General features: G+C 66.7%; 14 protein-coding genes. 11 read left to right on the top strand and 3 right to left on the bottom strand.

Features of this window, described 5'->3' with window-relative positions; all coding sequences use genetic code 11:
- Positions 1-1,100, top strand: a 1,100-nt coding sequence (locus ACE026_RS05965; RefSeq protein ID WP_486038338.1) for a chromosome segregation SMC family protein, incomplete at its 5' end; no start/stop codon positions are given.
- Between the two features lie 47 nt (positions 1,101-1,147).
- Positions 1,148-1,885 carry a cell division protein ZipA gene (gene zipA / locus ACE026_RS05960; protein WP_486038337.1) on the top strand — a complete coding sequence of 246 codons (738 nt, stop codon included), beginning with the start codon at positions 1,148-1,150 and terminating at the stop codon, positions 1,883-1,885.
- A 33-nt stretch (positions 1,886-1,918) separates the two neighbouring features.
- Here the strand turns inward: zipA and ACE026_RS05955 are convergent, their stop codons facing one another.
- Complete coding sequence (locus ACE026_RS05955; RefSeq protein WP_486038336.1) at positions 1,919-3,040, bottom strand: pyridoxal phosphate-dependent aminotransferase; 1,122 nt, start codon at positions 3,038-3,040, stop codon at positions 1,919-1,921.
- A 126-nt stretch (positions 3,041-3,166) separates the two neighbouring features.
- Here ACE026_RS05955 and ligA point away from each other — a divergent pair, with 126 nt between their 5' ends.
- From ligA to ACE026_RS05915, 8 genes are all read left to right on the top strand, one after another.
- Entirely contained in the window at positions 3,167-5,629 is a 2,463-nt protein-coding gene (gene ligA / locus ACE026_RS05950; protein WP_486038335.1) for an NAD-dependent DNA ligase LigA, read from the top strand.
- Positions 5,630-5,643: 14 nt separating this feature from the next.
- A complete protein-coding gene (locus tag ACE026_RS05945) occupies positions 5,644-6,129 on the top strand; it encodes a GNAT family N-acetyltransferase (protein WP_486038334.1) in 486 nt (161 codons plus the stop codon).
- Positions 6,126-7,070, top strand: coding sequence for an EF-P lysine aminoacylase EpmA (epmA, locus tag ACE026_RS05940; protein WP_486038333.1), 945 nt, complete (start codon positions 6,126-6,128; stop codon positions 7,068-7,070). The genes ACE026_RS05945 and epmA overlap by 4 nt, the downstream gene beginning before the upstream one ends.
- Positions 7,071-7,179: 109 nt before the next feature.
- Positions 7,180-7,902, top strand: coding sequence for a DUF3011 domain-containing protein (locus ACE026_RS05935; protein WP_486038332.1), 723 nt, complete (start codon positions 7,180-7,182; stop codon positions 7,900-7,902).
- A gap of 43 nt (positions 7,903-7,945) precedes the next feature.
- Positions 7,946-9,007: an S-methyl-5-thioribose-1-phosphate isomerase gene (mtnA, locus tag ACE026_RS05930; RefSeq protein ID WP_486038331.1), complete on the top strand. Its 1,062-nt coding sequence runs from the start codon at positions 7,946-7,948 to the stop codon at positions 9,005-9,007.
- 245 nt (positions 9,008-9,252) lie between these two features.
- Positions 9,253-11,952, top strand: coding sequence for a DNA gyrase subunit A (gene gyrA, locus ACE026_RS05925; RefSeq protein WP_486038330.1), 2,700 nt, complete (start codon positions 9,253-9,255; stop codon positions 11,950-11,952).
- Positions 11,953-12,098: 146 nt separating this feature from the next.
- Entirely contained in the window at positions 12,099-14,591 is a 2,493-nt protein-coding gene (locus tag ACE026_RS05920) for a membrane-bound PQQ-dependent dehydrogenase, glucose/quinate/shikimate family (protein ID WP_486038329.1), read from the top strand.
- Positions 14,592-14,747: 156 nt separating this feature from the next.
- Complete coding sequence (locus ACE026_RS05915) at positions 14,748-15,197, top strand: REP-associated tyrosine transposase (RefSeq protein WP_486038328.1); 450 nt, start codon at positions 14,748-14,750, stop codon at positions 15,195-15,197.
- A gap of 1 nt (position 15,198) precedes the next feature.
- Here the strand turns inward: ACE026_RS05915 and ACE026_RS05910 are convergent, their stop codons facing one another.
- Both ACE026_RS05910 and ACE026_RS05905 read right to left on the bottom strand, forming a co-directional pair.
- Positions 15,199-15,591, bottom strand: coding sequence for a DUF3037 domain-containing protein (locus ACE026_RS05910; protein ID WP_486038327.1), 393 nt, complete (start codon positions 15,589-15,591; stop codon positions 15,199-15,201).
- Positions 15,569-16,345, bottom strand: a complete 777-nt coding sequence (locus ACE026_RS05905) for a HipA family kinase (RefSeq protein WP_486038326.1) — start codon at positions 16,343-16,345, stop codon at positions 15,569-15,571. The genes ACE026_RS05910 and ACE026_RS05905 overlap by 23 nt, the downstream gene beginning before the upstream one ends.
- A gap of 208 nt (positions 16,346-16,553) precedes the next feature.
- On the opposite strand from ACE026_RS05905, the gene ACE026_RS05900 reads away from it, so the two are divergent.
- Positions 16,554-19,025: an alpha/beta hydrolase family protein gene (locus ACE026_RS05900; RefSeq protein WP_486038325.1), complete on the top strand. Its 2,472-nt coding sequence runs from the start codon at positions 16,554-16,556 to the stop codon at positions 19,023-19,025.
- The last annotated feature ends 82 nt before the right edge of the window (positions 19,026-19,107 follow it).

The following is a 19,107-nucleotide window of genomic DNA, read 5'->3' as shown; positions in this document are numbered from 1 at the left end:
CGCTGGCACTGACCCTGGAATCACAACGGGCACAGATCGCCTCGCTGAGCCAGGCACTGGAGCGGATGAGCACGCAGCGCGGGCAGCTGGATACGCGCCTGGGCGAACTGCACTCGCAGCTCGATGAGGGCGATTCACCGGTCAAGACGCTGGAGGCCGAACACCAGAACGCGCTCGGCGAGCGCGTGCGTGCAGACCGCGTGCTCGGTGAGGCCCGTACGCTGCTGGATGGCATCGATGCCGAGCTGCGCACCTTCGAACAGACCCGCCATCAGCGCGACGAACAGGCGCTCGCACAGCGCGAGCGGATTTCCCAGCGCAAGCTGGACCAGCAGGCGCTGGTGCTCAGCGCCGACCAGTTGTCGGCCTCGGTGGAGAAAGCCGGGTTCGTGCTGCAGGACGTGATCAACGGCCTGCCCGAGGATGCGCGCATCACCGACTGGGAGCAGACGGTCCATCAGATCGACGGCCGCATGCGCCGTCTGGAGCCGGTGAACCTGGCTGCCATCCAGGAGTACGGCGAGGCCTCGCAGCGTTCGGAGTATCTGGACGCGCAGAACACCGACCTCACCACCGCGCTGGAAACCCTGGAAGACGCGATCCGCAAGATCGACCGCGAGACCCGCGGCCGCTTCAAGGACACCTTCGACCGCGTCAACGCCGGCGTGCAGCAGCTGTATCCGCGCCTGTTCGGCGGTGGCCACGCGTATCTGGAACTGACAGGTGAAGATCTGCTCGACACCGGTGTTGCGATCATGGCGCGGCCGCCGGGCAAGCGGGTATCGAGCATCTCGCTGCTGTCCGGTGGCGAGAAGGCGATGACCGCGGTGGCGCTGGTGTTTGCGATCTTCCAGCTCAACCCGGCGCCGTTCTGCCTGCTGGACGAGGTGGACGCGCCACTGGACGAAGCCAACGTCGGCCGCCTGGCCAACATGGTCAAGGAAATGAGCGAGAAGGTTCAGTTCCTGTTTGTGAGCCACAACAAGGCCACGATGGAGGCAGCGCACCAGCTTTCCGGCGTGACCATGCGCGAACCGGGCGTCAGCCGACTGGTCAGTGTCGACCTGGAGGAAGCCGCACGATTGGCGGGCGCGGCGTGACGTGCCATCCTTAAGTACCTGAATGATTTAGCCGGAGAACCTCCCGAATGTCCGACATGGCACTGCTCCGCATCGGCATCCTGGCCGCCGGCCTGCTGTTGATCGCTGCGATCTTCCTGTTTGGCCGTCCGAAAAAGAAAGTGCAGGGGCGTCGCGTCGAGGGTGCTGAAGGCACCAACGGCCAGCGCCGCGAGCCCGTACTGGGCGAGGGCGAGACCCCGGCCGATGGCGCTGCGCCCGTGATGGGCGAAGACGGCGTGACCCAGCCCGAGCTCGGCCTGCCCGAGGTGGATGCCGGTCCGGCCAGTGACCTTGGCAAGCGCACCACCCAGGATTTCGACAAGATCGTCTCGCTGTTCGTGGCCGCCCGTGCCGGTGAGCAGCTGCGTGGCGAAGACATCGTCGTCGCCGCGGAAAAGACCGGCCTGGTGTTCGGCCACATGAATGTCTTCCACCGTCTGGTCGAAGGCCATCCTGAGCGCGGCCCGATCTTCTCGATGGCCAGCATCATGAAGCCGGGCAGTTTCGACATGGCCAACATCCGCGAGATGGAAACGCCGGCGATCGCCTTCTTCCTGACCCTGCCGGCGCCGCTGACCGCGCTGGACGCCTGGGAAAAGATGCTGCCGACCGTGCAGCGCATGGGCGAACTGCTCGATGGCGTGGTGCTTGATGACAGCCGCAACGCCCTGGGCCGCCAGCGCATCGCGCACATCCGCGACGAACTGCGTGCCTACGACCGCCAGCACCAGGCCCCGCCGCTGACGAAAGCGCCGCGCTGGTGATCAAGCAGAGCCGACCAACGGTCGGCTCTCCATTTACCCGTTGCGGCTGACCACCGCCTCGAACGCCTCACGGAATCGCGCCATCTCGGCCTCGGTGCCGACGGTTACCCGCACCCGCCGGGGCCAGATCGGCCAGCTGCGGCCGATGACCACGCCGCGCTCGGCCATCGCTGCGGAAAACGCTGCGCCGTCACGCTGCACATCGACCACGAAACAGTTCGCTTCGGAAGGCACGCAGGTAAAACCGTGCTTGCCCAGCCAGCCGATGGTCTGCTGCCGCACCACGGCATTCTCCGCGTTGCGCTGTGCAATCAACCCGGGATCGCGCAGGCTCGCCAGGCCGGCGGCCACCGCCGTGACCGGCAACGGGTTGTCGCCCAGGCTGGCCAGTTCCTTCAGCCGATCCGGATGCGCAGCCGCCACGCCCAGGCGCAGGCCGGCCATGCCGTAGAGCTTGGAGAAGGTGCGCAGCACGATCACGTCATCGCGCTGCATCACCTGGGCGATCACCGAGCGTTGTTCGCTGTACTGCAGGTAGGCCTCATCGACCAGCACCCGGGTCTGCGCAGGCTTGTTGGCCAGCAGCCAGGCGATGTCGGCCGCCGGGGTGATCGAGCCGGTGGGATTGTTGGGGTTGCACAGGTACAGCAGGCCGGCATTGACCTTCGCCGCCGCCGCCGCCATCGCACGCACGTCGTGTGCCCCGTCGGCGCGCAGCGGCACCTTGGCCACGGTGGCCCCACGCGCAGCGGCAAGATCGCCCAGCGCCTCGAAGGTGGGATCGGCCACGACCAGCCCGGCGGTCGCGGAGGTCCACAACACGGCAGCCCGGTTCAAGGGCTCGCTGGAGCCCGGATACAGCCGCACGTGATCCTTGCCGATGCCTTCCTGCTGGGCGAACAGGTCGCGCAGCTCGCCGGCCAGAGCAAACAGATACCGCCCGCTGCCGGCGACGATGTCGCGTGCTGCGGCCTGCGCGGCGGGCGATGGCCCATAGGGGCATTCGTTGAAGTTCAGCAGCACCGGTCCTGCGCTGGCGGAGAGTGCGCGCGACGGCGCCGCCGATGCAGGCAGTGCGCCCAGGCCGGACAACGCCAGGCCGGTACCGGCCAGTTGCAGAAACGAGCGACGGGAAGTGGCAAGGGCAGGGGTCACGGCGCACCGGCAAAGAGGGGTTCCGCGCAACCTAGCGCCACTGCGAAGTGGCGGCAAGCGTTCTTCACTGCGCGCAGGAGCGGGGGGAGGGGTAAAATTGAATGCCCCACCAGGATCGCCTTCCGCATGACCCCCAGCCCCGCCGCACGTGCCGACGTCCTGCGCCGCCAGATCGAGGATGCCGGCAAGGCATACCACGAGCGCGACGAGCAGTTGATTCCCGACGTCGAGTACGACCGGCTGGTGCGTGAGCTGGAAGCGATCGAGCAGGCGCACCCGGAACTCGGCCGCGCCGACTCTCCGACCCGGCAGGTCGGTGGCAAGGCCTCCTCGCGCTTCGCCGAGGTCCGCCATGCGGTGCCGATGCTGTCGCTGGGCAACGCCTTCAGCGATGAGGAAGTCCAGGATTTCGTGCGCCGCATCGGCGAGCGCCTGCGCCGCAGTACGCTGCATTTTTCCGCCGAACCCAAACTCGACGGTTTGGCGATCAGCCTGCGCTACGAGAATGGCCGCTTCGTCCAGGGCGCAACCCGGGGTGATGGCGCCACCGGTGAGGATGTCAGTGCCAATCTGCGCCAGATCAGCGTGATCCCGCAGGTGCTCAAAGGCGAGGGCTGGCCTGAGGTGTTGGAAGTACGCGGCGAGGTCTACATGGCCCGCGCTGATTTCGAGGCCTACAACGCCGATGCCCGGCTGCATGACGGCAAGGTGCTGGCCAATCCGCGCAATGCCGCGGCCGGCTCGCTGCGCCAGCTGGATCCGAAGATGAGCGCCAAGCGCAAGCTCAGTTTCTACGCCTATGGCATCGGCCAGGTCGACGGCGGTGAACTGCCGCCCACCCACTCGGCCACGTTGGCCCAGCTGCGTGCATGGGGCTTCCCGGTCAGCGACCTGTGCCAGGTGGTGGAAGGCGCGGACGGCCTGCTCGCCTATTACCGTGATATCGGCGAGCGCCGCGATGGCCTGGCCTTCGATATCGACGGGGTGGTCTACAAGCTCGATGACCGTGCCGGCCAGGAACAGATGGGCTTCGTCGCGCGTGCCCCGCGCTGGGCGATCGCGCACAAATTCCCGGCACAGGAGCAGACCACCACGGTGGAGGCGATCGAGATCCAGATCGGTCGCACCGGCGCGGCGACCCCGGTGGCGCGGCTGGCACCGGTGGCCGTGGCCGGCGTGATCGTGTCCAACGCGACGCTGCACAACGCCGATCAGATCGCGCGTCTGGATGTCCGCGTGGGCGATACGGTGATCGTGCGCCGCGCCGGTGATGTGATCCCGGAAGTGGTCAGCGTCATCGCCGATCGTCGCCCCGCCGGTACCACGCCGTGGCAGATGCCCTCGCAGTGCCCGGTGTGCGGTTCGGAGATCGTCCGCGAAGAGGGCGAGGCCGCCTGGCGCTGCTCGGGTGAGTTGAGCTGCCCGGCGCAGCGCAAGGAAGCCATCGCGCACTTCGCCTCGCGCCGTGCGATGGATATCGACGGATTGGGCGGCAAGTACATCGAGACGCTGGTGGATGCCGGCATCGTGCGCGGCGTGGCCGATCTTTACCGCCTGCAGCGCGATCAACTGCTGCAGCTCAAGCTGGTGCTGGATGCCGAGTCACCCGAGGCGCTGGCCAGTCAGATCGGCCTGCATCTGCCGCCGGAAGGCAGCGGCGACTATCTGCGCGGTCTGCTCAAGCTGGATGGCAGCAATGAGGGATGGCGCGCGCAGGCGCTGGCGATGCCGACCACGTTCACCTGGAACACGAAGAAGATCGCGACCAAGTGGGCCGACAACCTGATCGCCGCCATCGACGCCAGCCGCACCACCACGCTGGAGCGCCTGTTGTTCGCGCTGGGCATCGAGCATGTCGGTGAAAGCACCGCCAAGGCCCTGGCGATCTGGTTCGGCGATCTGGAGCTGATCCGCCACCTGCCGTGGCCGCTGTTCAAGCGCGTGCCGGACATCGGCGGTGAAGTCGCGCGCTCGCTCGGCCACTTCTTCGAGCAGGCCGGCAACCAGGAGGCGATCGATGCCCTGCTGCAGGTCGGTCAGGTGCGCATCAGCGATGTGCACCCGCCGATCGCCAAGCTGCGCGAGGGTCTGGATTTCGCGCAGTTGCTGGTCGAGGCGGAGATTCCGGGCATCACCCGCCTGCGCGCCGAGAAGCTGGTCGCCATGCTGCCGGACGCTGCCTCGGTGCTGGATGCCGAGCCGGTGCGCTTCGTGGCCGCCGGCCTGCCCAATGAGGTGGCCATGGGCCTGGCCGACTGGCTGGACAGCGAGGGTCACGGGCCGATGCTGCTCAAGGCCGAGGAGTACCGCCAGAAGCTGTTGGCGCTGGCGCCGGAACAGGCCGAGCAGGCCGCAGGTCCGCTGGAGGGCCAGACCGCTGTGCTGACCGGCACGCTGTCGCAGATGAATCGCGATGAGGCCAAGGCGCGCCTGGAAGCACTGGGTGCCAAGGTGGCCGGCAGTGTGTCCAAGAAGACCTCGTTCGTGGTGGCGGGTGCCGAGGCCGGGTCCAAGCTGACCAAAGCACAGGAACTGGGCGTGCCGGTCTGGGACGAAGACCAGCTGGTCGCTTTCCTCGCGAAGTATTGAACAAGAGAGATTGCATGCAGACCATTCCCCTTGAATTCCGCCTGGCCACCGTGGCTGACACCGCGTTGTTGATCGGGCTGATGCGCGATTTCTACGCCGAAGACAAGCTCGATTTCGACGACACCCGCGTGCGCACTGCCTTGGCCGCGCTGCTGGAAGATCCGCGCAATGGCGAAGTGTTGTTGTGGCTGGACGAGGCAGGCGCGGTGGTGGGCTACGGTGCGCTGGCGATGGGCTTCAGCCTGGAGCAGGGCGGTCACTTCGCGCTGCTGGACGAGCTCTACCTGGCCCATGCCGCGCGCGGGCGCGGGCGCGGCAAGCAGGCGCTGGCGATTCTGGAGCAGCGTGCCAATGCACGGGGCGTGGAGCGGATGCGGCTGGAAGTGAACCACCACAACGAACTGGCGCGCCGGTTGTACCTGGCCACCGGCTATGTGGATGACACCCGCGATCTGCTGACGCTGCCGTTGGCCCAGCGCCTGAAGGACGCGCGCGCATGATCGCCGCGCTGCGCCAGCGTGCCGCGCTCAACGCGCTGATCCGCAGCTTCTTCGCCGCGCGCGATGTGCTGGAGGTGGAAACGCCGATCCTCTCCGCCGCCGGCAATACCGAGCCGAACATCGACAGCTTCCACACCCGCTTCAGTGGGCACGTGGATGCAGGCACGCCGCAACGCTGGCTACGCACCTCGCCGGAGTTTCCCCTCAAGCGGCTGCTCGCCGCCGGGGTGGGGGACTGTTACGAACTCGGCCGCGTGTTCCGTAATGGCGAGGCCGGTGGCCGCCACAACCCCGAGTTCACCATGCTGGAGTGGTATCGGGTCGGCTGGGATCACCGCCGCTTGATGGGCGAGACCGCCGAGCTGGTGCGCGCCGCGCTGCAGCTGGTCCAGCGCGAGGCCACGGTGGAGGTGATCGATTACCGCGGTCTCTACCAGCGGCACATCGGGCTGGACCCGTTCCAGGCCAGCCTGGAAGAACTGCAGGCGCCGCTGGCCGAGATCCGCATCGATGCCGATGGGCTCACCCGCGACGATTGGCTCGATCTGCTGATGACCCACTGTATCCAGCCGCACTTCCGTGACGACACCATGACGGTCGTGCATGACTGGCCCGCGACCCAGGCAGCACTGGCGAGGATCCGCCCCGGCACGCCCGCGTTGGCGGAGCGTTTCGAGCTGTACCTGGGCAGCGTGGAGTTGGCCAACGGCTATCACGAGCTGAACGATGCGGCTGAACAACGCGCGCGCTTCGAGCGCGACCATGCGATACGCACCGCACGTGGCGACGTGCTGCCGCCGCTGGATGAACACCTGCTCGCGGCGCTGCCGGACCTGCCCGATTGCGCGGGTGTCGCGGTTGGCGTGGACCGCCTGTTGATGGCGATGAACCGCACCGGCCGGATCGCCGATGTACTGGCCTTCGATTTCGCCCACGCCTGAGGCGTTCTGACGCATTCGCGTCTTGCGCGGCCTGCATGATGATGCTCTGATCACACCGGATGTCCGAAGGTGGTCAGGTGATCGTTCAGGCGTGGCAGGGATCGAGTTGATGAAGCTGTTGGTAGGCGCGGGCATGCCCTTGTGGCCGGTGTTGCTGTGGACTGCGCTGATGCCGGAGACGGCCCTCGCGCAGGCGGGCGGCTATGCCGGCGAAGTGGTGCGCTGCGAATCGCGCGATATGGGATGGGTGCACTGCGATATTCCCACCGAGCGCGGCGTGGATCTGATCCGCCAGCTTTCCGACAACAGTTGTGTGCGTGGCTCGGAGTGGGGCACCGATCGTTCCGGCGTCTGGGTCACCCTGGGCTGCCGCGCCGAGTTCCGCGCACGCACGGCCGTTGCCGCCACCCGCGCCGATGGAGAGCGTCGCACGCGCCGCGTCGTGCGCTGCGAATCCAATGGCCGCCCGCAGAGCTGTCCGGTGGTGTTGCAGGGTGCGCCGGTGCGTCTGCTTCGCCAGCTCACCTCGCTGCCGTGCCGCGAAGGCCACAGCTGGGGCTACCGCCGCAACGAGATCTGGGTGACCCGCGGTTGCCAGGGCGAGTTCGAGGTGGGTGCTGCCGATGGCAGTGGCTTCCTCAACGTGCCGCGCCTGCTGGTCTGCGAATCCAAATCCCGTCAGCGCCGCTTCTGTGGTGCCGGGATCACCCACGGTGCCACGCTCAACAAGCAGCTCTCCGGCACGCCCTGCGAGCAGGGCAGCAGCTGGGGCTGGGACAGCCGCGGGGTCTGGGTGGACAAGGGCTGCCGCGCCGAGTTCGCGGTCAACTGAGCACGCGATTCCGCCGGCATCGGCGCGCCGCTACAATGGGCCGATGAACGCATCCACCGATATCGATTACGCCCGTTACGACCATATCCGCCCGATCCTGTGGACCGGCGAGAGCCTGCAGCTGCTCGACCAGCGCAAACTGCCGTTCATTGTCGAGCACGTGGAGTGCCGCGATAGCGACGCGGTCGCCGAGGCCATCCACGCGCTGACCGTGCGCGGCGCGCCGGCCATCGGCATTGCGGCCGCCTGGGGTGTGGTGCTGGCGGCCAACGAGGTGCAGGCCGATGATGGTGCCCAGGCGCTGCTGAAGCTGGAACCGGCGCTGCAGCGCCTCAATGCCTCCCGCCCGACCGCCGTGAATCTGGCCTGGGCGCTGGCCCGGATGCGCCGCGCGCTGGCCCCGGCCGGTGCCGACTGGCAGCAGGTGCTGGCCGCCGAGGCGCAGGCGATCGCCGAGGAGGACCTGGCTGCAAACCGTCACATGGGCGCGCTGGGCGCTGGCTTGATCGAGGCTGGCAGCGGCGTGCTGACCCATTGCAACACCGGCTCGCTGGCCACCGCCGGCTTCGGTACCGCGCTGGGCGTGATCCGTGCCGGCATGGCCCAGCACCGCATCGCCAAGGTCTTCGCCGGCGAAACCCGGCCGTGGCTGCAGGGCGCGCGCCTGACCGTGTGGGAGCTGCAGCAGGATGGCATCGATGCCACCCTGATCGCCGATTCCGCCGCCTCGCACCTGATGAAGACCGGCGCGGTGCAGTGGGTGATCGTCGGCGCCGACCGCATCTGCGCCAACGGGGATACCGCCAACAAGATCGGCACCTACCAGCTGGCCATCGCCGCCCGCCACCACGGCGTGAAGTTCATGGTGGTGGCGCCGTCCTCCACGGTGGACATGGACACCGCCGACGGCGAGCAGATCGAGATCGAGCAGCGCGACCCGGGCGAGCTGTACGGCGTGGGGGGCACCCGCACCGTGGCCGAGGGCATCGCCGCCTGGAACCCGGTGTTCGATGTCACCCCGGGCAGCCTGATCGATGCCATCGTGACCGAACGCGGGGTGATCCTGAACCCGACCGTGGCCAATATGCAGGCTGCATTCGGATAAGCCGCGGCACTGGCGCGTTGCGGCGGCCCCCTGCCCAGGGGCTCCCCGCCGGATACCCGCGGCCGTGCCGGCCGCTGGCCGGCAACGCCCCTGTAAGTTCCTGATTCTTGCCGGTAAAACCCCCGTAAAAGCGGGCGGAAAATGGCCCGCTGTGGTAGAATCCAACGGTTAATCGAGATTCCGGCGCAACCGCCCCGAAAGGGCGGTCGTGACGGACTGGACCGCTACCAGACAACGGAACCCGAATGGCAGAAACCGCCAAGGAAATCATCCAGGTCAACCTGGAAGACGAGATGCGCAAGAGTTACCTCGATTACGCGATGAGCGTGATCGTGGGGCGCGCACTCCCGGATGCGCGCGATGGCCTCAAGCCGGTGCATCGCCGCGTGCTGTTCGCGATGAGTGAACTCAACGCGCACGCCAACAAGCCTTACTTCAAGTCGGCGCGTATCGTCGGTGACGTCATCGGTAAGTACCACCCGCATGGCGATCAGTCGGTGTACGACACGCTGGTGCGTCTGGCGCAGCCGTTCTCGTTGCGTTACATGCTGGTCGATGGCCAGGGTAACTTCGGTTCGGTCGACGGCGACTCCGCCGCCGCAATGCGATACACCGAAGCCCGCATGTCCAAGCTCACCCATGAGCTGATGGCGGACATCGAGAAGGAAACGGTCGATTTCCAGCCCAACTACGACGAGAAGGAACTGGAGCCGACGGTCATGCCGACCCGGTTCCCGAACCTGCTGGTCAATGGTTCGGCCGGTATCGCGGTGGGCATGGCGACCAACATCCCGCCGCACAACCTGACCGAATCGATCAACGCCTGCATCGCGCTGATCGACAATCCCGAGATCGACGTCGATGGCCTGATGGAGTTCATCCCGGGCCCGGACTTCCCGACCGCAGGCATCATCAACGGCACCGCCGGCATCGTTGCCGGGTACCGGACCGGTCGTGGCCGTGTGCGCATTCGCGCCAAGGCCGAGGTCGAAGTGGCTGACAACGGCCGCGAATCGATCATCGTCACCGAGATCCCGTACCAGGTGAACAAGGCCCGGTTGATCGAGAAGATCGCCGAGCTGGTCAAGGAAAAGAAGCTCGAAGGCATCAGTGAACTGCGCGATGAGTCCGACAAGGACGGCATGCGCATCTTCATCGAGATCAAGCGTGGCGAGTCGGCGGAAGTGGTGTTGAACAACCTCTACCAGCAGACCCAGATGGAGTCGGTGTTCGGCATCAACATGGTGGCGCTGGTGGATGGCCGCCCGCAGTTGATGAACCTCAAGCAGATGCTCGAGGCCTTCGTGCGTCACCGCCGCGAAGTGGTCACCCGCCGCACCGTGTTCGAGCTGCGCAAGGCGCGTGCCCGTGCGCACGTGCTGGAAGGCCTGACCGTCGCGCTGGCCAACATCGACGAGATGATCGAACTGATCAAGACCTCGCCGAACCCCACCGAAGCGCGCGAACGCATGCTCGCCCGCCTGTGGGAGCCGGGCCTGGTCGGCTCGATGCTGGGCGCCGCCGGTGCCGAAGCGTCGCGTCCGGATGATCTGCCCAAGGGTGTGGGCCTGCTCGAGGGCGGCTACCAGCTGACCGAGATCCAGGCGACCCAGATCCTGGAAATGCGCCTGCACCGCCTGACCGGGCTGGAGCAGGACCGCCTGACGGATGAGTACAAGCAGCTGCTGGAAGTGATCGCCGGGCTGATCGAAATCCTGGAAGATCCCGACCGTCTGCTGCAGGTCATCCGCGAAGAGCTGATCAACGTGCGTACCGAGTTCGGTGACGAACGCCGCACCGAGATCCGCCACAGCGAAGAAGACCTGGACATCCTCGACCTGATCGCCCCGGAAGACGTGGTGGTCACCCTGTCGCACGCCGGCTATGCCAAGCGCCAGCCGGTCAGTGCCTACCGGGCCCAGCGCCGCGGTGGCCGTGGCCGCAGCGCCGCGTCGACCAAGGAAGAGGATTTCATCGAACAGCTGTGGCTGGTCAACACGCACGATACGCTGCTGACCTTCACCAGCGCAGGCAAGGTGTTCTGGCTGCCGGTGCATCAGCTGCCGGAAGCCGGCTCCAACGCTCGTGGCCGCCCGATCATCAACTGGATTCCGCTGGAAGCCGGTGAGCGGGTGCAGGCCGTGCTGCCGGTCCGCGAGTATGCCGAAGGCCAGTTCGTGTTCTTCGCCACCCGCAACGGCACCGTCAAGAAGACCCCGCTCAGCGAGTTCGCCTTCCGTCTGGCACGCGGCAAGATCGCGATCAACCTCGATGAGGGGGACGCGCTGGTCGGCGTCGGCCTGACCGATGGTGAGCGCGACATCCTGCTGTTCGCCTCCAACGGCAAGACCGTGCGCTTCGGTGAGGACAAGGTCCGTTCGATGGGCCGTACCGCTACCGGCGTGCGCGGCATCAAGATGCCCAAGGGCGAGGAAGTGGTCAGTCTGATCGTGGCCGAGAGTGCGGGCGGCAGTGAAGACGAGAACGAGGATGAGAGCCAGCTCCACGAGACCGTGATCGACAGCGGCGATGCCGTGATCGAGAACGGGGCGGACGATGACAACGCGCTGTACATCCTGACCGCGACCGAGAACGGCTACGGCAAGCGCACCCCGCTGCCGGATTACCCGCGCAAGGGCCGTGGCACGCAGGGCGTGATCGGCATCCAGACCACCGAGCGCAACGGCAAGCTGGTGCGGGCGGTGCTGATGGGGCCGCGCGACGAAGTGCTGCTGATTTCCGATGGTGGCACCCTGGTGCGCACCCGTGGTTCGGAGATCTCGCGCGTCGGCCGCAACACCCAGGGCGTGACCCTGATCCGTCTGTCCAAGGAAGAGAAGCTCCAGGCCGTTGAACGCATGGATGCCTCGCTGGACGAGGGTGTGGAAGAAGAGACACCGGCGGCCATCGAGGCCAGCCAGGTGGTGGCACCGCCGGAGGCGTAAGCCCACCCAGCAGGAGTCACACGAAGAACGCCGGCACCTGCCGGCGTTTTTCGTTGCAAAGAACGCGCAACGTTCACGACCCCGGTGGGATAAGAGCCGCGGGGCCGGCATCAACGTCGGCGATCTTCGCGCTTCAGGAGAGACCGATGTCCACCACGACGCAGACCCGCCACCGCCGCCATTGGCTGGTGGCTGTGCTGGCAATTGTCATTCTGTTGCTGGGAATCGTGTTCACCGCGGGCGGGGCCTGGTTGGCCAGCCTCGGGGGTTCCTGGTACTACGTGCTGGCCGGTATCGGCCTGTTGATCTCCGGCGTTCAACTGTGGCGGGGCAGTTATAGCGGCGCACTGTGGTTCGCGCTGGTGTTCGTCGGCACGTTGTTGTGGACGTGGTGGGAGTCGGGCAGCAATTACTGGCGCTGGGTGCCGCGGCTGGGCCTGATCGTGGCCATCGGCTTCGTGCTGTCGCTGCTGTTGCCGACGCTGGATCGTCCGGTCTCGCGCAAGGTCTCGCGCGGCATCGCCGGCGTGCTCGCGTTGGTGTTCGTCGCCGCCTTCACCCTGGCCTTCGTGCCGCACGGCGTCACGGCCGCCGAGGGCGCGTTCCCCGAACCGATGACCAGCACCGGCCTGACACCGACCGCCGATGCGCCTCTGCAGCCGGCCGACCGCCCGGTCGATGGCGACTGGGCCGCCTATGGCCGCAACAATGCCGCCACGCGCTTCTCGCCACTGCAGCAGATCACCCCGGACAACGTGGGCAAGCTTGAGCAGGCCTGGTTGTTCCGCACCGGTGATCTGCCGGAGAAGCGCTGGGGCGCGGAAACCACGCCGCTGAAAGTCGGCGACAGCCTGTACCTGTGCACCGCCCGCAACCAGCTGGTCGCGCTCAATGCCGCTGACGGCACCGAGCGCTGGCGCTACGACCCCAAGGTCAAGGACAAGTCCATTCCGTACACCGCGGCCTGCCGTGGCGTCTCCTACTACGAAGTGCCGGCTACCGCGCAGGACACCGCGATGAACGATGTCGCCGCCGATCTTGCCGTCCCCAGTGGCGTGCCGGTGCTGACCCAGGTGCCGCGCGGCGCCTGCGCCACCCGCATCATCGAAGGCACCCTGGATGGCCGCCTGATCGCGGTCGACGCCGCGACCGGCAAGCCGTGCACGGGCTTCGGCAACAACGGTCAGGTCGACATCACCGTCGGCATGGGCGACAGCCCCGCCGGCTATGTCTCCATCACCTCGCCGCCGGCGATCGTGCAGGGCGTGATCGTGACCGGCCACCAGGTGCTGGATGGCCAGCGCCGCGACGCACCCTCGGGCGTGATCCAGGCCTACGATGCCGTTACCGGCAAGCTGCGCTGGGCGTGGGACATGGTCCGCCCGGAACGCAACGGCGCACCGCCAGCCGGCGAGACCTATACCCGCGGCACCCCGAACATGTGGACCACCGCGACCGGTGACGACGAACTCGGCCTGGTCTACCTGCCGATGGGCAACTCGGCCGGTGACTACTGGAGTGGTTCGCGCACCGAGGCCGAAAACACGTACGCCACCTCATTGGTCGCCATCGACGTCAATACGGGCAAGCCAGCCTGGCACTTCCAGGCGGTGCGCAAGGATGTCTGGGATTACGACATGGGCTCGCAGGCGACCCTGATCGACTACCCGACCGCCGCCGGCAAGGTCCCGGCGCTGCTGCTGCCCACCAAGCAGGGCGACCTGTACATTCTCGACCGCCGCACCGGCAAGCTGCTGACTGCGGCCGAGGAACGCAAGGTACCCACCGGTGGTGTCGAGCCGGAACAGCGTTCGCCGACCCAGCTGTTCTCGCTGTATCACACGCTCCGCAAGGCGGACCTCACCGAGCGCGACATGTGGGGCATGACCCCGATCGATCAGCTGGTGTGCCGTATCCAGTTCCGCGAGGCCAGCTACGAAGGCTTTTACACCCCGCCGACCGCGGACCGTCACTCCATCGAATATCCCGGCTACAACGGTGGCTCGGACTGGGGCAGTGTGGCCGTGGATCCGCGCCGCGGCGTGATCGTGGCCAACTACAACGATATGCCCAACTACAACCGGCTGGTGCCGCGCGCCAAGGCGGACAAGCTGGGCTGGCTGCCGCGCGAGGACGTCACGGCCGACAAGGGCGGCGCGGAAGGTGCCGGTGATCCGCAGGTGGGCACGCCGTACGCCATCGATGTCAACGCCGGTTGGCGCCTGCCGTTCACCAAGCTGCTGTGCAAGGAGCCGCCGTACGGTGGTATCCGGGCCGTCGACCTGCGTACCGGCAAGACCCTGTGGGACCGCCCGTTCGGCAGTGCGCGCGGCAATGGGCCGTTCGGCATCCGCTCCGGCCTGCCGATCGAAATCGGTACGCCGAACAACGGTGGTTCGGTCGTGACGGCCAGTGGCCTGATCTTCATTGCGGCGGCCACCGATGATCTGCTGCGCGCCATCGACCTGAAGACCGGCAAGGAACTGTGGCATGCCAAGCTTCCCGCGGGCGGCCAGGCCAACCCGATGATCTATGAATTTGCTGGGCGCCAGTACGTGGTCATCATGGCCGGCGGCCACCACTTCATGGAGACGCCGGCGGGGGACTACGTGATCGCCTACGCACTGCCGAAGGGGTGAGGGCAGGGTGGCGAACCCCGCTACCCGCTGCCATCGTGGCTGCGGTGCGTCGTGCCCGGTCTGGTCGCGCGACTACAGTGCCCCACGCAAAACTCTGACAAGCGGGCGTGTTTTCTCCCGCTTAAGTGAGCTGGCATCCACTGCCATGATGGGCGGATGCCTAGTTCATCTGTTTCAGACGGGCGATGTTCGCTGCAAAACGCCTGCTACGTCGTCACCGCCATCACCACCCATCACTTTCCCTTCTTCAACCATCCCGCCAACGCGCAGGAGGTCGTGCGCTGGCTGCGTGCCTCGGATGCTGAAAAACGCACGGAATCGCTGGCCTGGGTCGTTATGCCCGACCGGCTGCATTGGCTGTTCCGGCTCCACAAACAGCGCCTGTCGAGCGTGGTCAGGTCGCTGAAATCACGCTCGGCGCACGCGCTCAAGCAACGCAATCCGACCCAGGACAGAATCTGGGAACCCGGGTGTCACGCGCAGTCTCAGTGTGATGAGCGTCAACTGCTGGCGCGCGCTACCGACATCCTGTCCAACCCGATACGCGCCGGGTTGGCCCAGGGGCTGCACGGTTATCCGTTCGCGTGGTGCCGCTGGCCGGTGTGAGCTACGCCGGTACCCGCACCATCTTCCGCATCAGGTGCGCCACCACACCGGCTGGATCCGCCGTGCGCCCCACGTGCGTGCTCGACATCTGCACCACCGAGCTGCGCTTGGCGGTGAGGAAATGGAAGCGTGCACGCGCGGGCAACTGCGCGATGGGGCCTGCGTTCGCGTCGCCGCGGCAGATTGCCACGATGGCATCCAGCCACGGCTCCAGGCCTTCGATATCCAGGGCCGGCGCGAAGGCGCGCAGCCGCTCCAGGTCCAGCTCGATCGCCGCTTCCAGGTGCTTGGCGCCCGGGCAGGAGACGATGACGCCGACGTTGATGAACTCCTCGCGTTCCACGCGGGGCACCACGCGGATCACCGCATAGTCATACGTGTGCAGTGTGGGCACGGACGGCCTCCTGTACAAAGGCCGCGCGAACGCGAAGGCGGTGTTGCAGGTAATCGATATAGGCCTGGCGGTAGGCGGCCGGGCTGTCGAACGCGGGTTCGTCCACCAGCCAGCTGTCCGGCACCAGGCCGACGATGCGTTCGATCTCCGCATCGGTCAGCATCACCGCAAGCCCGGCATCGACTGCGGCAATCTGCGTGGCGAAGGGGAGCAGTACATGATCGCGGATCAGCACGAACGGCTTCTTGCACGCCTCGCCAGCACTGGCCCAGTCGTGATGGAAATACATCGCTGCGCCATGGTCGATCAGGTACAGCGTGCGGTGCCACACCATCAGATTGGGATTGCGCGCGGTCCGGTCGACGTTGCTGGTGAACGCATCGAACCACACGATCTTCGAGGCCAGCTCGGCATCGGGTTGCATCGCGGCCGGGTCGTAGTTGATCGCGCCGGGCAGGTAATCGCTGCCCAGGTTCAGGCCTTCGCTGGCGCGGATCAGGTCCTGGATCTCCGGGTCCGGCTCGGTCCGCGCGAACTCGCGGTCCAGTTCGACGAACAGGATTTCCGGAATCGGCAGGCCGAGCGTCCGGGCGATTTCACCTGCGATCAGCTCGGCGATCAGCGCCTTTGGCCCCTGGCCGGCGCCGCGGAATTTGAGCACCACCATGCCGTCGTCGTCGGTCTCGCCCACGGCGGGCAGGGAGCCGCCTTCGCGCAGCGGGGTGACATAACGGAGGGCGTGCACGGTTCGCACAGCGGCACCCGGAAGCAATGGAACGACAAGGGTACCGCACCGCGATACCGGTCTCGATGGCCGCCTGCGGCAGGCTTTGCCGGATCAGGTGAAAAGCCGCCGGCCATTTCTTCTGGCCCATCCTCGGGAAGGACGGCAGTGCTAGATTCGAGACGTGCCGACCGACGACCCTGCCGTTCCGGCTCCCACCATATCCAAGGGGACACGCATGCTTGCTCGTACGTTCTGGTCCACGGCGTTCACCGTGACAGCCTTCGCCACGCTGGGCACGATGCCCGCCCATGCCAGTGGCTACGCCACACCACCGGAGAGCCTGCTCAAGGTGCTCAAGGCACCGCCGCCGCCGATACCCAGTGTCGACCCGAGCGGCCAGCGCCTGCTGCTGACCACCACGCAGACCTATCCTTCGATCACCCGTGTCGCCCAGCCGTACCTGAAGCTGGCCGGTGTGCGCCTGGAGCCGAAGAACCGTAGCCGCCATGACACCCCGGGTGGTTACGGCATTCCACCGTGCGTCGGTGACTTCACCGTGGTGGAGACCCTCAGCGGCCGCTCTACCAAGGTGGCGCTGCCCAACGGGTGTGCCGGCATGGCGATGTGGTCGGCCGACGGCCAGCGCTTCGCGTTCCAGAATGTGGTCGATGACAGCGTGCAGCTGTGGGTTGGCGATGCGGCCACCGGTCAGGTCCGCCAGGTGCCCAGCGTAGCGCTCAATCCGATCTTCGGCAGTACCGTGCAGTGGCTCGGTGGCAGCCAGCAGTTGCTGGTCAAGCTGGTTCCCGCAAAGCAAGGTCCGGCGCCAAGCGCCGAAGGGGTGATCGGCCCGGACATCCAGGAGTCGCTGGGGACTGCCGGCGAGAGCAGCACCTACGAAGCCCGCGATACGCTGACCAGTGCCTACGATGAAGCGCTGTTCGCCTATTACGGCCAATCGCAGCTGGCGGTGGTCGATACTGCCTCCAACACGGTGCGCACCGTCGGCGCACCGGCGCTGCTGGACAGCGTCGGGGCCGCACCGGATGGTGTGCACGTGCTCACCAGGACGCTCAAAGCGCCGTTCTCGCACGCGGTGACCTACCAGCGTTTCGCCAATGACGTGGCGGTAGTGGATATCGCCAGCGGCCGCAGCACGCCGATTGCCAGCCTGCCGCTGGCCGACCGCGTGCCGGTGCATGGCGTGCCGGAGGGGCCGCGTGATTTCGATTGGCGCGCCACCGATCCGGCCACGCTGGTGTATGCCGAAGCGTTGGACAAAGGCGATTGGAAAGTCACCGTCCCGCACCGCGACCGCGTGCTGATGCTCAAGGCCCCGTTCACCGCCAAGCCGACCGAGATCGCCCGCACCGCGCAGCGCTTCGAAGGCCTTGCCTGGACCGCGCAGCCGGACGTTGCCTTCCTTGATGAGAACGACGAGAACCGCCACTGGCGCCAGACCCGCATCGTCAACGTGGACAACCCGAAGCTGGAAGGTCGCCTGCTGTGGGATCTTTCCAGCGATGAGCTCTACGAGGATCCAGGTAATTTCGTATACGAGCGCCTGCCCAACGGCGCCTACGTGGTGCGTCAGGAAGGCAACACGGTCTTCCTGCGCGGGCAGGGCGCTTCGCCGCAGGGCGATCGTCCATTCCTGGATGCGCTCAGTCTCCGCAGCCTGAAGACGGAGCGTCTTTTCCGCAGCGATGCTGATGCCTACGAGCAGTTCATCGGCTTCAGCGCCCTCCCGGGCCACCTCCTCACCTGGCACCAGTCGGTGACCGATGCGCCGAATGCGTTCGTGCGCCTGCTGGGCGAGGACGTCGCCGATGCCAAGCCGGGCGAAGCGCAGTTCATGTCCAGGCCGGCCGCACTGACCCACTTGGTCGACCCCACTCCGGAAGTGCGCCAGATCAAGAAGCGCCTGGTCACCTACAAACGCGCCGATGGCGTGGACCTGTCGTTCACCCTGTACACCCCGCCGGGCTACAAGGAAGGCCAGCGAGTGCCGGCAATTCTCTACGCCTACCCGGCCGATTTCGCCAACGCCGCGCAGGCGGGGCAGGTGTCCGGTTCGCAGCAGACCTTCACCCGCCTGGCGCCGTACCGGCTGATGCTGCTGGCCGGCTACGCGATCATCGACAATGCCTCGTTCCCGATCGTCGGCGACCCGAAAACCGCCTACAACACGTATCTGGAACAGCTTGAGGCCGATGCCAAGGCCGCGGTGGACAAGGCCGTGGACCTGGGCGTGGTCGACCGCGACCGGATTGGTGTCACCGGGCACAGCCATGGTGGCCTGATGACCGCCAACCTGATCGCGCATACCGACCTGTTCAAGGCCGGTGTCGCCACCAGTGGGTCGTACAACAAGACCTTCACCCCGTTCGGGTTCCAGAACGAACGCCGCTCGGTCTGGCAGGCGCAGGACGTGTACCTGAAGGCCTCGCCGTTCTTCTACGCCGACAAGATCAAGCTGCCGCTGCTGCTGGTCCACGGCGAGGATGACGCCAACCCGGGCACCGAGCCGTTCCAGTCGCGCAAGCTGTTCCAGGCGATCCGCGGCAACGGGGGCACCACCCGCCTGGTGATGCTGCCGCACGAACCGCACTGGTACACCGCGCTGGAATCCAATGAGCAGCTGGTGTCGGAAATGCTGGCCTGGTTCGACACCTACGTGAAAAATGCGCCGCCGGCCAAGCACTGAGGTGAGACTTCGATAGCGCCGCGCGTCAGTCGGCTGCGCTACGCATCAGACCCACGGCCCCCCGCAATGGGCGGCCGGTCTG

The sequence above is a fragment of the Stenotrophomonas sp. AGC87 genome (assembly GCF_057333975.1).
The sequence above is the reverse complement of the archived record's forward strand: the minus strand, read 5'-3'. Positions and strand labels throughout refer to the sequence as shown.